This is a genomic window from Epibacterium sp. ABV4_022 (assembly GCF_056159345.1).
Genome location: NZ_JBSWVA010000001.1, coordinates 1,706,503 through 1,720,596 on the forward strand (window position 1 = coordinate 1,706,503; position 14,094 = coordinate 1,720,596).

Below are 14,094 nucleotides of genomic sequence, written 5' to 3' on the forward strand. Positions count from 1 at the left end.
TGCTTCAGCTTCCGTCACTGAAGCTACCGCAAGTGTGGCACCAAGCTGCATCATAGTCTTCCTCACCATCTGACAATACATTGCCTGGGCACTCGTCTAGGGGACATTCATCACGTCGAACAGGAAAGTCCTTTTCACACATCCAACATTCCAGGGTGACAGTGTCCGTAAGGTGGGCGGTTTTTACATTTCCGTTATATGACCAGTCCGACCACTTTGTTCGTGCTTCTTCCATACAGTCATAGCAGAAATACCTCCGCTTCGATTTAGCCTCCCCGAAGAGCCTCTTGAACTGACCTTTGCTAAGAAGGTTCACGATAATTGGAAAGTACTCGAAAACGTCGCTATGTGCGCTTGCGATGCGTCCGTCATGGAAGAAGGAACGACGCCCGCTTGAAACGCTTCGAACCCACTCTCCGAGCCAGCTTCTCTCTGGCCACAGTTCGCTGAAAAGGGTCACGAGGCTTTCAACCAGTTCATCGACCGAAAAATAGCTATAAGCATCGCCCAAGTGGATCGCTTTGTTTCGGAGGCGCCGCAGGTGGCTGAATTGCTCAATTAGCCGTTCAGAAACCGGAGTGTCGCAAAAAGTGTTGATTGCTCCGGGCAGATCCACCGCATGAACAGTCCGAAGGTCCGTAAAGTCGACTTGCTCACTAGATGTCGAGTAGCGGGCTTCCTGACCGAGAAGCAAGAGGAATGGGCTCGTTGCGCAGAGCTTGCCCTTCAGTGCTAGCTCTGCTGATTGGGAGGCAAGATTGGTAATGGTTTCGAAGTCTTTCTGAGAGACGTCAAGATACTCTTGCCATTCGATGGGCCAATGATCTTTCCCGCCTGCAAATGAGCTCTCAAATTCTTCGAAAACTTCAGCCACACGTGTCCAGGCCTGGAAATAGAGGATCAGTGCAAAGTCATTCAGCTTGTCCGTCGAGGGTGTGTTCACGATTGGCATCTTAGCGGATTCCAGTCAGGCTGTGAGGTTGATCAAGGGCGAGCAGCATTTCTTGAATTTACGGCCACTGTTGCAGATGCAAGTGTCATTTCGACCTGTGATTTGCGCCAACTCTTTTAAGACCAGAGCGCTTGCATGCATGACATCGGATTGGATGCTCTCGAAGGTTCGCAGGTCGATATTAGCTGTTCTTCCAACGGAACTCGCCTCGAGAAAGCGTTGCCTTTCAGAGTACCAATATAGGAGTGAAGCGACGGCCGGCGATGGAGAAAGAGGGTGTCTTTGATTATCAATTCTACTGTTGCCATCGAAGTCGTATGTCCGCATTGGATCGGGGAGAAACAGAATTTTCTCCTCGCCATCCCTACGGGGCGTAACGTCGATCATCTTGCCGTGGATTTCCCAAACCGCGTGGTGCTCTGCTTCGACAAAAACCCGAGGCCAAACCCAAATGGCCCAGCCGTATGCGATCCGGCCGCCACTCGCTTCGACTTGAGATCGGACATTGTAGAAGCACTCGAGAGGCTTTGTCCCAGCGGATGGAGTAACAGCCAGCTGAACCGGATCATGCTCTGGACTCAGTGAATGGCAGAAGTCCCTAATCTGAGGCGTGATAAGCTCAGGGCGGCGTAGAAAAGATTTGCTAAAAATCTGTGGATCAACTGCAAGCATGGCTTAGCGTTTGTCCTCGGTTAAGGAAATTGCCCTTGGCGTTTCTGATATCCATGTGGACATGGGCGTAATTCACCAACCCCAAGAACGGCGCAAACATTTTCTGGGCTTGCTCCATGTGAGTTGCCTCAAAGGGAAGACGCCTGATGTCTTTCTGCACATCCCTTGCCAACTTCACGATATGAGCAGCTGCGAAAGCATCAGAGTCTTCACCGTCAAGTTCCAATACCTGCGTCACGGCATCGAGAAATCTAGTGCTATCTGTATGTCTTGTGGCGGCAGCTAGGATTTGATGCAGCGCTTGTGCAGAAGTGAACAATGTCGAATCCTCTTGGCAAAATCTAACTCAAATTTCGCGTGGACCGGCATCGTATCACTATGGAATTGAGCCGCTAGAGAAATCCTCTCAGCGCCTCAACTTTTACCTCTACGCCTGTCACAAAGTCCGCCCACTTTTGCATCAGGATCCGGCGCTGATCCAGCAAGTCAGAACGGGTACACGCGATGCCAGTTTTATGCTCCACCCATGACGAGCGGCAGCTTTTGGTCGCGGCAGTACGGCAATAACCGAGACCTCACCACTTGCCAGGGATGGGTTTGCAAAGGGCGTTTTCCGCGCCAAGCTGACCAGGGATGGTGCGCAGGCTACACCTTCGGCGAACGGCAGCTCCGCCCCGCAGTGTGAGTTCTCATGTCGCCTGACTTCGCGAGTGCAGCGAATGTCTCATCTGACGGGCTGCGCTGCAGCGCCCGCTTTCTGTGGCGAGTGACTGCTATGGGCTGGGACACGCCTTGATCGCAAACGGCGGAGAAGCAAGCCTGAATTCCGCGTCGGCGGCGAACAGAGTGGACGTCGGTCCTGTTGCCCCGCTACCTCCACTTGCTAAGATCGCCCAGAACACCGGAGTACCGAAGTATGTACGATGAAAGCCCAATACCGCGCGGGGATCTTCTAGCGATGATCTCTGACCAGATTCCGGAGGTCTATCCGGACTATGGAATAAAAAAATCTGAAGCGCTGGCCGTGCGTGTCTTAGAGGATCTCTACATACTGGCGAGATGTGCGATCAGCAAATGCCGTGTGACCTACACCGATGCGATAACACTTCGTGGCTACGGCAACAGGCAAAACGGCAGATGGTTGGATGACGTCTATAGCTTCGCCATCTCTCCCTTGGGCTTCCCGGACCTCACCATGCTGGTCGTGAACGCCGCGACCGGGCAGCCGAGTGAGGATGCCTTCCAGGCACGCCGGAGCAAGCTCAGCGAGATCCAGATATCAGAAGTCCCTCGGGAGCAGAACCGGTGCGTTTGGTTCGAGGGCTATGAAGCAGTGCTCGGGCCGCTGGAGCCTATTCCGGCGGAATATCACTACGCGCGATCAGTGATGCCGGAGCCGGCCCAGGAGGCCGAGATCCGTCGGGCAGTCTCGAACGCGATCCAGCGTGTGAATGGGGTCGGCAAGGTGACCATGAAGGTCGGTAAGGAGTACGTGGGTTCTGGAAACTACTCCGAGCTCTGTCTTCTGACGAGCCAGCTGTTGAAAATGCAGAAAGGTCGCTGTGCCCTGACCGGACAGCCTTTCGAGATGCGCTCGACCGAAGAGGGCGGCATTCAGGATGATCGGATGTCACTAGACCGGATCGACAACTCCCGCGGCTACTACGATGGGAACGTCCAGCTCGTGACGCAGTTCGCGAACCGCGCGCGCGGGCAGATGTCGACCCAAGAAGCCCGGTGCCGGCTCACTCAGTATGAGGAGCCTTGATCGCTTACATATCTGAACCGTCACTAACGGCCGGTTCGGGGAAGCTGCAACGCAGCGAGGCCCATCCCGGCGAATGGCAGCTTAGGGCCGTCCGTGACGACGGCCCACGCCTTTAGATTTCGATGGCTTCGGCGATAGCCAGCGCATCCTAAAGCTCAACGCCAAGGTACCTGACTGTGCTGTCCATCTTGGTATGGCCCAACAGCAGCTGGACTGCCCGAAGATTGCCGGTCTTCTTATAGATTTGGGTCACCTTCGTTCGCCTCATCGAGTGCGTTCCGTAGGCGCTGGCCTCAAGACCAACGGACGTCACCCACTCACAGACAATACGCGCGTACTGGCGGGTCGAGATGTGAAGCCGTTCGTGAAAACGCCCGGGCCAGAGGTATTCGGAGCCGACCATGAGCGGCTCCCGCATCCATCTTGCCAGCGATGCACGGGTGCCTTCAGAAAATTCGAAACGCACAGGTTTCTGTGTCTTGCTCTGCAAAACCGACGCGCGTTCCTTGATTTGGCCTGACGCCATGACATCGACCACCTTCATCTTCACCAGATCGCAGCCACGCAGCTTGCTGTCGATGGCGAGATTGAAGAGGGCCAGATCACGATGGTTCTCGGCCAGCTCCAGCCGCACCCTGATCGCCCAGACGTGTTTGGGCTTGAGCGGCCGTTTCTGACCGACGATCCGGCCCTTGTTCCAGGCTGGACGTAGTGCGCGGATGGCGGGTAAGTTTGGTGTTTCCATGATGGATCCTCCGATCCACCACGCCCTCCCACATCGGCAACCCGACGTTGACAAGACATCATATCAAATGGTGCTGCATTGCATCCGAGGTCCGGTGTGAGCCCAACCTGCTCATTCGTCAGTGTGCAGCGAATGACCGAAATCGAATTGAGTTTCTCCAGCGATCTGGGTAGCGTTCAAGTGTGGCCTTGCTCGGGCCTCCCCCCTCCACTGGGGCAGCATTTGACATGCGGAGCGACACGATTTCGGACCTATCCTGTTCGAGCACGCGCATAAGGAGGGATTGCGGAGACCGCTCGCAAAAGGAGGTTCACGATGAGACTATCATCGCCAATCTACACCCTTAAGCGCCACGCCAAACGGCTCGCGCGCGAAAATGGCATCAAGCTCCACGCGGCACTTAACCATATTGCCGTCAACGAGGGCTTCAAGGACTGGAGCCACTTGGCGTCCAGCTACTCCAAAACCACGCCAGCTCACGAAGTCATGAGCCAGCTCAAATCAGGAGAGATGGTGTTGATTGGTGCGCGCCCTGGTCATGGGAAAACACTTCTTGGATTGGAACTGACTGCATTGGCAGAGAGGAATAATCGCACAGGCTATGTGTTTTCATTGGACTACAATGAAGCGGATGTCTGGATGCGGTTTGAGAAGCTTGGTTTCGATCCAAAAGAACATGACCGATCAGTCGTCGTTGATACTTCGGACGATATCTGCGCAGCGCATATCATTGAACGCATCAGTAAGTCGCCGGGTCACGCACTTGTCGTTGTCGATTACCTGCAGCTATTGGATCAGAAGCGCAGTAATCCTCCGCTCGAAGAACAAATCCGGGCGCTCAAGGAATTTGCTATCGAATGCGGAGCGGTTGTGGTTCTGATCTCCCAGATCGACCGCGCTTTTGAGCTATCGTCGAGCAACATGCCAACCCTTGCCGACATCCGTTTGCCAAACCCTGTCGATCTATCGCTTTTCGACAAAAAGTGTTTCCTACATGACGGTCAAATCCAGATAGAGGCGGCGGCATAGCCCAAAGCTGAATTCCTTTGCGGACGTTCGTCGAAGGTCCGCAAAGTCCGCTCCCTTCCGTTCGATAGTAGTTGGTGGCTGCGTCTGCAGCGAAGGTCTGCTCCCTCCATCTCGCAGAGCGGCAGGCCTGGACCGACCGGGCACAGCTTGTCCTTCTCGGTTATGCGCCCACGGATGCGCGCGCCTTCCAGCGCTCCGCCGGCCTGACCGTGGACGGGGTGGTCGGCCCCAAGACCCGCACCGCGCTGCATCAGGCGCTGCTTGCCCTGCCGCCGGTATCCACATCCCCAAAACCCGCGCCGCGTCTGAACTGGCAGCGGCGCGTCCTCGCCATCCTCCACGGCTAAGCGGCGGTCGGCTTTCTTCCCCCCTCAAATCGAAAGGATTGACTGATGAATGACATCTTGCAGGAATTGCTGCCGGTGGCCCTAAGCGGGCTGAGCGTGCTGTTGGCGGCACTGATCGGCAGCGCGGCCCATACCGCCAAACGGCGCTGGGTTCTCGACATCGAGGCCGGCCACCGCGACGCGCTGCAAAGCGCTCTGATGAGCGGTATCCGCGCCGGTCTGGAGCGCGGCCCAGATGAAGCTGCAGAGGTCCTGGTCCGCGAGGCCGTGGATCACGCAAAGGCCTCTGTTCCCGACGCGATCCTGCGCCTGGGGCCAAACGATCACGTGTTGCAGAACCTCGCCCGAAGCAAACTCGCCAGCGTGGTGGGCGGCCTCATTCCATGACGAAAACGGACTGGCGACAATCGTCGCCAGTCCGGCAAAAAGGAATCTCCTGTATTGCCGTCAGGCGTCGCGCGGCAACGGGTGACAGGGGCCAGCAGAGTGCCAGCCTTTCTTGCCTCGTAATCAAAATACATGAAGGGGGTCAGTCTATCCATGGCAGCCATCCGCTAGGCTCCTGCTTGGATACACTGCAGCCCGCAATTTCTTTGCCTGTGTCGTCGACTAGAACCCAGCAGCCCTCATCGCATTGAGACATATTCTGCATCCCAACGGTATCCGTGCTGGAGGAGCCCAAACGAATAAACTTGGCCCTCCGAAAGGTGTTGCGCACATAGATGAGTATCTCCGTGCCATCATGCGGCGCACTCTCCATTGAGTTTATTCGAAGTGATTCTCTGATCTTGGAAATCCAATATATCGGTTGCTGGGAAGACGGTTGCTGACCCAACTATAGTTCAGGAATGCGAATCTCGTCAAACGAACACAAAAAAAGCGTTGGAGAGACTGGTTAATCAGTTTGAGGTGTTTGTGTTTTACTAAACTTTTATCGTTTCCATTTTGTTGGCAATTTCGGCGCAAGTTCGGCAATGCCCACACTTGGAGAACTGTGATGCCGACTGCCATTCACGCAAACCCAGAGTTTCGATCAAATTTCACACAAGATCATTTCGGTGGAAACTTTCTGTTCCATAGGGACACCCTAGAGGGTGATCAGTCTTATCCGCAGTTGGTTCAGGATTTGGGAGTTGAAACGGTACGTTTCCCTGGTGGGTCCGTTACCGAAGAGTACTTCGATATCTCAAACCCCAACAGCTCCTCTGTTATCAATCCGGAGACCGGTGCACCGGTGAACCTGGTCCCGCTCAGTGATTGGCTAAACACTGCAGGGGAACTTGGAATATCGACGACTGTCGTCATCCCGACAAGAACTTACCTATCTGAAACGGTGGACGAAAACGGGGATCGCCAACCAGAATTTGATCATGAAGAACTCTATAGCTTTGTTAACGACGTCGTGCGTGGAGTACACGGAAACGGTGAAATCGCAGCGTTTGAGATCGGTAACGAGTACTGGGGTGCGGGGCAAATGTCGTCGGTCGAGTACGGTCGGCTGTCGAGTGAAATGTCCTCGGTCATTGATCAAGCGTTATCAGATTCTCAGAATATGGGCTTCGACACCGGAGACATCGATATTGTCGTACAGGCAGGCACAAACTTCGATTTTGCTAGGTTGGACAGCTCCTACGACGACTTAGATACTTCAGAAGAGATTTTGAGCGCGTTGTCCGAAGAGTACAGTCAAGACTTTAGCGAAGGTTTCACTTTTTCAAGTGGAGAGATCAATTGGTCAAAAGTTAACAATGCGCTCATCATGAATGAGTTCGACGATCAGGAAATCGAGCAGATCGACGGAGTTGCATCTCATATCTATACAAGGGGTGAACTCAATCCTGAGATGCGTGACTTCTCGACTGGACTTGTCGAAAATACTTGGCTCGCGAGGAACGAAGACCTCGACTCATATGTAACTGAGTGGAATTTGAAATCCACGTCTTCTCTTGATCCCGACACCGACTACGGCTTGCGACAAGCGCATGAAATGTTGGAAATTCTGGAGCAGTTTCCTGAACATGGCGTCGACACTGCTCACGCTTGGCCGCTACTTCAAAACACCCGAAACGCTCTAAGCTCCGGTTTTGAGCACGACGAGCTCACCGTCGGCGGTGAGATGTTTCGTTTGATGGAAGAGAGCTTGCCCGGAAACCGATCCATAGATTTGGTGGGGTCGGAAAACTCAGAAACCGAGTACTCTTCCTCCACAATCGATGTGCATGCATTCGGAAACCCGGACGAGCTGGTACTGTTTCTAACATCGAAGTCTGAAGAGGTTACGTCAAACGACTTCGATCTTTCGGGGATTTTAAGTGGTGGTGAGAACATATCGGTAACCTACCTTGGTGTTGAGCAGGGGGATGCTCCTGGTAGTAGGAATGCAAACGCTACCGTTGAAGAAGCGTCCTCCGAAGAAATCGAGAGCGAAATATTCAATAATGGTATTCTGCACGCCGATCTCGATAGCTTGGAAGTCATGCGGGTGGTTATCTCCCAGCCTACTTGGGTCGAAGAGATGGAGGTGTACTGGGAAGCAGTAGAGATAGCGGAAGATGAAGTCGGAGAGATTGAGGGAGTCTATGACGCCGAAGCACTCATCGAATCCCTTATGCTATCTCCAGGTGATGGACCTCCTGCGGATGAACCATCACCTGAACCAGATGAAGAGTTTGATGATGACGATGGTGGCTTGGGTTTTGCGGCGATTGCTCTGGGGCTGCTTCCGTTGTTGGCACTAGTACTTTAGGCAATCTTACTAGCTGCGTGTCTGGCGCTAACCCATATCGTGTACACCCATGGTGGCTAGGTGCGACATCAGTCTATCTAGGTCTAGATTCTCTTCTTCGACTAGCTGTGTGAGCATTGTAGCTAACCACTCTTCACCGGACCAGGCGCCGAGAGGTATGGTTTCACGACTGCCAGCTTCAAAGCGCTCAGGAAGATCCCGACCATCCTCGTAGCGAGAAAGGCCAATCACTCCACACGGAGAGTAGAACTTAAACATTTCAACGGAACCTTTATGAAGCTAGGCTTGCTGATCTTGCGTGGAACCCATGTGAAGGGAAGCTTCAAGGAGAGCATGAAGTACTGACTGCCGGTCCGCTCTGGTCTTGGCATTCGAGAGGTTATATCGCTTATCAAAGTCTGTAAGCTGCTCTGAGGCATACAGAAAAGTGTAAGCTAGTACTTGTTCATAGTTCAGGATAGCCGATTTTACAGCAGTGTCGAATTCTGGCGCGATTGGTGTTTCGGGCTTTCTTGTGAATAGCGTTCGCCGATCTCTTGTTCTGTGAGGAGGGTGTCTACTCTTCAAGAGGCTAGGCGTTCTCGGCCCCCACCAATGAACTTTCTCAAAGAACTTTTTTGCGGTTTTGGAAGTGATTTTTGCACACATAACAATGTCCCCAGGTGTGTAAGCGCACGACCTAGGATTTTAGAAAGTGGTAAACAAAGTGATAACCAATGCTGCGCATAGACACGCATCGCGTGTGATGTGGATGCCATCACGTAGTTCAGCATAAAAAGAACCGATGCCACTGATAGGGCGGGCCTACATTTAGGCTGCGTTTCTGATTGTTGCACCATATATGTGCGCATTCTGCCATTTGCGCTAGTTTTTGAATTTTTTATATTTTTACGTTCGCGGTAATTTATCGGTCACCTTTTTTGCTGATTGGGTAGATTTCAATAATTTAAATAAATTGCATTGTATCTATTTTGGAAACTTAGCTCCTCAGAAACCAGGAATGTCTACCGATAAGGGTGCCTGCAGTCTTCATCAAGCTAACGGCACAAGTTCCATTCCTTCCGGTTAGGGGTAACCAATGAACATATCGCGGAAACTAAAATTCGTGCCGGTCCTGAGCTTGGCGCTGCTGACTGCTTGCGGCAACTACCGCTCTCACAGTCTGGATGTTGTCAACCGAGCGAGCACGACGCTCGGGTATCGTGACATTTCAACGTTGTCTGTAGAGACGCCCATGAACGCATATCTGACGGGTTACAGCTACTGGGATAACACGCCGCGCGGTTCGGCCCAGATCGCCCGTCCGGTGATACACCGCTCAGCTGGAGGAACCGGAACTTTTTCCGACCCAATCACTCTCGCTGTTGGGCACGTAAAACAGGGGGGGCGTAGTATTATGGATTATCCAGCAGGAACTCGCTTCTACATTAAGAGATTGCGAAAGTACGCCATTGTGGAAGATCTTTGCGGCGATGGGAATCGACCGCAGGACGGTCCTTGCCATTCGGGGCACCAAGGTCACGATTGGATAGACATCTACGTTGGGGGGAGAAGGATGGCAGAGGCGTCTGTCGACGCCTGCATGCGACACATTACAGGTATCCAGCCAGTTATTCTCAATCCGCAACCTGGGCACCCTGTCGAACCCGGTGAGATTGCTTCAACCGGATGTCGGAAATTCTAGGCTCCGACGTCACTATACATAGCTCTGAATAAACGGGAGCCACGTCTCTTTGAGAACGTTGAGCAACGCGGAACAAAAATTACGAGGTTTTGGCCTGCTGTTGGCTTAGTAGGCGGTAGCAGGCCAGATCCACGCCAACAAAAAAGAGAAATCCACCGAAGCCGTAGCTCCATCCGCAGAAAAGGCCCCGGTTGCGCATGTGATGGCTAGCAGCCCGAAGCGGCCATAGACTGAAGTTTCTAGGCCAATGATGCTGCGCGTACGAAACTCCAGGGTCTTCTTCCCGGAAGCGGACCCTGGGCAGGACTAAGCTACCTCATGTGATGCTACGGGATGCGCCGGGGGGCGCGGAGCGCCTGTGCGTCTATTTGCATAGTTGAGGTGATCGGGCACGATTTCTACTCTGACCGGCCGAATGGATCTTCGCGTTCACCGGCAGCGTCACCCAAGCGGTCAATCATCCGAGCCTTAACATTCTAAACAGCCCGTGATCTACTGTGCGGCATGATGCTCACGCTGGTTACGCCGCAGCCTAGTAGGATTAGTCCAAAACGGTTGCCCGACTTCCTTACAATTTCTGAGGAGCGGCACGGCACACGCTTCGTTCAATGATCTAACGGGCCCTCTGAGCCCGACCGCGATCATGAGCTCGGTCAATAGCTGCAATCTACATCCAAGTGTGTCTGACACCCGAGACCTGACTTACTGACCTGAGATCTAAGGTTGATGAATCACTCGAATAGATGCACCGCCTCTTCTCGCAAAATCGCTTTCAACTTATCGATTCCGACTGGTTTCGTGATGAAACGACCCGACTCAAGTCCACGTGCTTCTGCAATCATGCGTGCTGCAAGTGCAGAACTGTGTGAACCTCCTGTTATAAAGCGAATGCGCAAGCGTCTATTGATCGACTTCAACTCTTCGATCACTTGGATCCCGTCGACTTCGGGCATGTTGATATCTACGATCATAAGCGCCGGCCCATCCTCGGATGCTACTGCGGCTGCAAGCATGGCACCGTTTGCACAGGTCGTCACTGCCCAACCATCCGATTTCGCGACACGCGACACGAATTGCGAGAACTCTTCATTATCATCGGCCACATAGAGTCGCATCGTTATATCACCCCTATTCAGCGCGTTGCGGCAATCAAAAAACCGGCTTCACTGTTTCCTTAGCTTCTGAAGCCGACGCGCAAGCTGGTCGCGCGTGAAGGGCTTCGATATCAGTTCGACTTCTGGGTCTAGCTGTCCGTTGTGGACGATTGCATTTTCCGTGTAGCCCGACATGAAGAGTACTTTGATCGTCGGCCAGAGTTCGTATGCGAGATCTGCTAGGCGCCGTCCATTCAAGCTCCCAGGCAGAATGACATCGGTGAGCAGGATGTCATAGGATCGTGACTGTAGCAGTTCAGCGGCGGCATCACCTGTGAGCGCAGTGTCCACCTCGTATCCCAGCAATATCAGCGTGCGTTCGGCATAACGCAGTATATGCGGATCGTCCTCCACCAGCAGAATAAAACCGTTCGCACTTGCCCGTAGGGCCGCCGAAGCAAGTTGCTCTCCAGATCCAGATCCAGCTCCAGAAGCCGCAGTGTCACGAGGAAAGTACATTTTGACGCTCGTGCCCTGCCCGGGCTCAGAGTAGATTTTCACATGACCGCCGGATTGCTTTACGAAGCCGAAGACCATGCTCAGGCCAAGCCCACTGCCTTGACCTACGCCCTTTGTCGTGAAGAATGGGGTGAATGCCTCGCGGATGACGTCCGGCGTCATGCCCGTCCCGGTATCGGAAACCGCGATCATGACGTACTGGCCCGGCGTCACCTCCAAATGCTGCGCGGCATATTCCGTATCAAGTCGGGTATTCGCGGTTTCGATGGTCAATCGACCGCCATCAGGCATCGCATCACGCGCATTCACGGCGAGGTTCAGCAATGCATTCTCGAACTGTCCTTGATCGAGGCGGGTCTTCCACAGCCCGCCAGCCCAGACCACCTCGATATCCACGATCTCTCCCAAGGCACGTCGAAGCAGCGGATCGAGGTCGCGCAGGACCGTGTTGAGCGACAGCGATTGCGGCATCAGCGGTTGCTTGCGGGCAAAGGACAGCAGCCGCGAGGTCAGCGTTGCCCCCCGCAGCGTTGCGTCGCGGATCGCATTGGCGAGCTCCATCTCGAGCGCTTCCGGACGATCTTTCTCGATCCCGTCGATAATGAGCTCAGCATTCCCCAGAATCACCGAAAGAATGTTATTAAAGTCATGTGCAATCCCGCCGGTCAGTTCACCGATCGCCTGCAACTTTTGCGCATGCCTCAGTTCGGTCTCGACGTTGACACGGCTCAATAGGCTTGCCACGGCTTCGGATAAGATCTCGACTTCGGTTGGGAACTCACAGGGGCCCTGCAACACGAGGCACGACTTTGCTTCGGGCCCGACGAACAGCGGCCAGACCGTGAGATCGCTCAGATCGCATGGCGTCTTCGCGACCTCGTCTAGGGCCGAGCGCACCGTTTCAGCGCGGTCGGCCTCAGGCATATCCCAGAAATCGGCCAGTCCCATGGGCAGAAAAAGGGGTGCATTCATGTCGAAGCTGCCCGCCAGTCGGCCATTCAAGGCTCGCAGCAGAAGCTGTCCGGCCTCAACGCCGATGACCGCAGCGCCAGGGCAGCCACAGGCTCGCCACAGTACGTCCAGTGCGTGATTCAGACTGGCGGGGTCGCCGGATTCGATCTCCGCAATTTGCCGAACCGCAACCAGCGTCCGGTCCCGCGCCAGAGCGTTGCGTGAAAGCTCTGACTCGACCGCTTTACGGTGTTCGATTTCTAGGTCGAGCGCTGTGATCTTGTCGGCCAACAGTCTAAAGCGTCGAGACAGCTCCGTATCCGCCTTAAGCGCCACTGCGATTAAGGGCCGACCGTCCTTCCCAACGACACGTTGCCCTTTTGCCGTCAGCGCGGCTCCGTCTGACAGTCGCCGGACGCGGGAAATCAGTGGGCTTGTGACGGTTGCCGCATCGTTGAGGAAACGGAGCAGATGCCCATCATCGCAATTGAGCAGATCGGTCAACCGACAGGTGGCGTCGGGAGGGCTCGCGACATAAAGCAAGTCCATGGCGCGAGGGCTTGCATATAGCAGCATGTGCGATCCCGCTTCGACGACCGCAAGCGCTTCGTCAGTCAAGGCAACGACTTGCTGAAGCGATAGGGACAACGTTCGCGACATGGGCAATACTCAGATAGATGCGCCAAAGAAATCGGTCTCGTTTCTCTGCGGCTCGTCCTTGGTTTCTTTGAGGTTCACGACTACGCGGCACCGTGCATCGCCGCGTGCGATCGCTTCCTCGATGCCAACGCGGGCATACCCGAGGTTCTCGGCCGCAATATGGCCGAAAACATTGGCCGTCATCCTGCAAAGGGAGGGGCGACCGATGACCTTGTCGCCGAACGGGCAGGCCGAATTGACTAGAGTGATCGCCTCGTCGTCGATGCTTTCGATTGAAAAGCCGCCGTCGATCCGTTTCTTCAGGTGTACCAGCGCCGATGCGACCTGCGCTGGATCGAGCCTTTCCGTGCCGCAGGCGGCCCGATACGCTTGATTCAGCGCTCGTCCAATCAACAGGCCGACATGATTGACATAGGCCGAGGCCTCCTGCTCTCCGACGGTCTCTTCAAGTATCCCAGCCAATTCCCTAATAACCGACCGCATGAAATTGTCCTTGTCCAGCCCTGGTTCAGGTATCGTGACATCAAATTCCATTAGAATCTCTATCCCCGGTTTCGGACCTGCGTTCATTACAACTTTAGCATGCACCTTTTGGGTATCGGTTGTCAGCCCTTCATTTCCAACTTGGTGTTGGTCATTAGCGAAATTGCGAGCAGTAAGAATGGTCGGGACAGATGGTCCCAAGATGCTGTTGAAGGCCAAAATTCTCTTCAAGATGTTTCGGAACTTCTCAACCTGCGACGTGAAGATCATGTTCAAACGCTGTCCGCTCGACTTGTTAAACTTCATTCTGATCGAAGAGTGTCACCGTATTTTGGTGCGCTTCGCGCCGCGGTCTTTGGCAAATTGATTCGGAGAGTAGTGCGCAAGGTAAAGATCCGCTTTTGTGATATTGGCTTGAATGTTCGCATCCGGAGCCAAGGATCG

The 14,094-nt window shown here is 54.1% G+C and carries 12 protein-coding genes; 5 read left to right on the plus strand and 7 right to left on the minus strand.

All coding sequences use genetic code 11. The annotated features are described in order from the left end of the window. Positions 1–4: 4 nt before the first annotated feature. From ACXAF5_RS08115 to ACXAF5_RS08125, 3 genes are read right to left on the minus strand one after another with little or no spacing between them, the layout of a single operon-like run. Entirely contained in the window at positions 5–952 is a 948-nt protein-coding gene (locus ACXAF5_RS08115; RefSeq protein WP_474946210.1) for a hypothetical protein, read from the minus strand. Between the two features lie 15 nt (positions 953–967). After that, positions 968–1,624 carry an SEC-C metal-binding domain-containing protein gene (locus ACXAF5_RS08120; RefSeq protein WP_474946211.1) on the minus strand — a complete coding sequence of 219 codons (657 nt, stop codon included), beginning with the start codon at positions 1,622–1,624 and terminating at the stop codon, positions 968–970. Further along, entirely contained in the window at positions 1,611–1,943 is a 333-nt protein-coding gene (locus tag ACXAF5_RS08125; RefSeq protein ID WP_474946212.1) for a hypothetical protein, read from the minus strand. Before ACXAF5_RS08125 ends, ACXAF5_RS08120 begins: the two co-directional genes overlap by 14 nt. 597 nt (positions 1,944–2,540) lie before the next feature. Between ACXAF5_RS08125 and ACXAF5_RS08130 the strand changes: the two genes are divergently transcribed. Further along, entirely contained in the window at positions 2,541–3,392 is an 852-nt protein-coding gene (locus ACXAF5_RS08130) for a hypothetical protein (protein WP_474946213.1), read from the plus strand. A gap of 148 nt (positions 3,393–3,540) precedes the next feature. Here the strand turns inward: ACXAF5_RS08130 and ACXAF5_RS08135 are convergent, their stop codons facing one another. Beyond that, positions 3,541–4,137: a tyrosine-type recombinase/integrase gene (locus ACXAF5_RS08135; protein ID WP_474946214.1), complete on the minus strand. Its 597-nt coding sequence runs from the start codon at positions 4,135–4,137 to the stop codon at positions 3,541–3,543. Between the two features lie 315 nt (positions 4,138–4,452). Here ACXAF5_RS08135 and ACXAF5_RS08140 point away from each other — a divergent pair, with 315 nt between their 5' ends. The 4 genes from ACXAF5_RS08140 to ACXAF5_RS08155 all read left to right on the plus strand — a co-directional run bounded on the left by ACXAF5_RS08140 (position 4,453) and on the right by ACXAF5_RS08155 (position 8,259). After that, positions 4,453–5,166, plus strand: coding sequence for a DNA helicase (locus ACXAF5_RS08140; RefSeq protein ID WP_474946215.1), 714 nt, complete (start codon positions 4,453–4,455; stop codon positions 5,164–5,166). 74 nt (positions 5,167–5,240) lie between these two features. Further along, on the plus strand, positions 5,241–5,513 hold the full coding sequence (locus ACXAF5_RS08145) for a peptidoglycan-binding domain-containing protein (RefSeq protein WP_474946216.1): 273 nt from the start codon (positions 5,241–5,243) through the stop codon (positions 5,511–5,513). A gap of 45 nt (positions 5,514–5,558) precedes the next feature. Then, the gene (locus ACXAF5_RS08150) at positions 5,559–5,900 is read left to right on the plus strand and encodes a hypothetical protein (protein ID WP_474946217.1); all 342 of its coding nucleotides are present in this window, start codon (positions 5,559–5,561) and stop codon (positions 5,898–5,900) included. A 610-nt stretch (positions 5,901–6,510) separates the two neighbouring features. Next, positions 6,511–8,259 (plus strand): type I secretion protein, encoded by a 1,749-nt coding sequence (locus ACXAF5_RS08155; protein WP_474946218.1) that lies wholly within the window; start codon positions 6,511–6,513, stop codon positions 8,257–8,259. A 2,415-nt stretch (positions 8,260–10,674) separates the two neighbouring features. On the opposite strand, the gene ACXAF5_RS08160 is transcribed toward ACXAF5_RS08155, so the two are convergent. Genes ACXAF5_RS08160 through ACXAF5_RS08170 form a run of 3 tightly spaced genes read right to left on the minus strand, consistent with a single transcriptional unit; the run spans position 10,675 to position 13,920 of the window. Further along, positions 10,675–11,058: a response regulator transcription factor gene (locus ACXAF5_RS08160; RefSeq protein WP_239323463.1), complete on the minus strand. Its 384-nt coding sequence runs from the start codon at positions 11,056–11,058 to the stop codon at positions 10,675–10,677. Between the two features lie 48 nt (positions 11,059–11,106). Next, the gene (locus tag ACXAF5_RS08165; protein WP_474946219.1) at positions 11,107–13,125 is read right to left on the minus strand and encodes an ATP-binding protein; all 2,019 of its coding nucleotides are present in this window, start codon (positions 13,123–13,125) and stop codon (positions 11,107–11,109) included. Between the two features lie 51 nt (positions 13,126–13,176). Next, positions 13,177–13,920 carry a methanogen output domain 1-containing protein gene (locus ACXAF5_RS08170; protein WP_474947817.1) on the minus strand — a complete coding sequence of 248 codons (744 nt, stop codon included), beginning with the start codon at positions 13,918–13,920 and terminating at the stop codon, positions 13,177–13,179. Positions 13,921–14,094 lie beyond the last annotated feature (174 nt).

Bases quoted from the DNA above. Each gene is read 5' to 3' on its own strand.
- ACXAF5_RS08115 (WP_474946210.1), bottom strand. From the start codon at position 952: ATGCCAATCGTGAACACACCCTCGACGGACAAGCTGAATGACTTTGCA.
- ACXAF5_RS08120 (WP_474946211.1), bottom strand. From the start codon at position 1,624: ATGCTTGCAGTTGATCCACAGATTTTTAGCAAATCTTTTCTACGCCGC.
- ACXAF5_RS08130 (WP_474946213.1), top strand. From the start codon at position 2,541: ATGTACGATGAAAGCCCAATACCGCGCGGGGATCTTCTAGCGATGATC.
- ACXAF5_RS08135 (WP_474946214.1), bottom strand. From the start codon at position 4,137: ATGGAAACACCAAACTTACCCGCCATCCGCGCACTACGTCCAGCCTGG.
- ACXAF5_RS08140 (WP_474946215.1), top strand. From the start codon at position 4,453: ATGAGACTATCATCGCCAATCTACACCCTTAAGCGCCACGCCAAACGG.
- ACXAF5_RS08150 (WP_474946217.1), top strand. From the start codon at position 5,559: ATGAATGACATCTTGCAGGAATTGCTGCCGGTGGCCCTAAGCGGGCTG.
- ACXAF5_RS08155 (WP_474946218.1), top strand. From the start codon at position 6,511: ATGCCGACTGCCATTCACGCAAACCCAGAGTTTCGATCAAATTTCACA.
- ACXAF5_RS08160 (WP_239323463.1), bottom strand. From the start codon at position 11,058: ATGCGACTCTATGTGGCCGATGATAATGAAGAGTTCTCGCAATTCGTG.
- ACXAF5_RS08170 (WP_474947817.1), bottom strand. From the start codon at position 13,920: ATGATCTTCACGTCGCAGGTTGAGAAGTTCCGAAACATCTTGAAGAGA.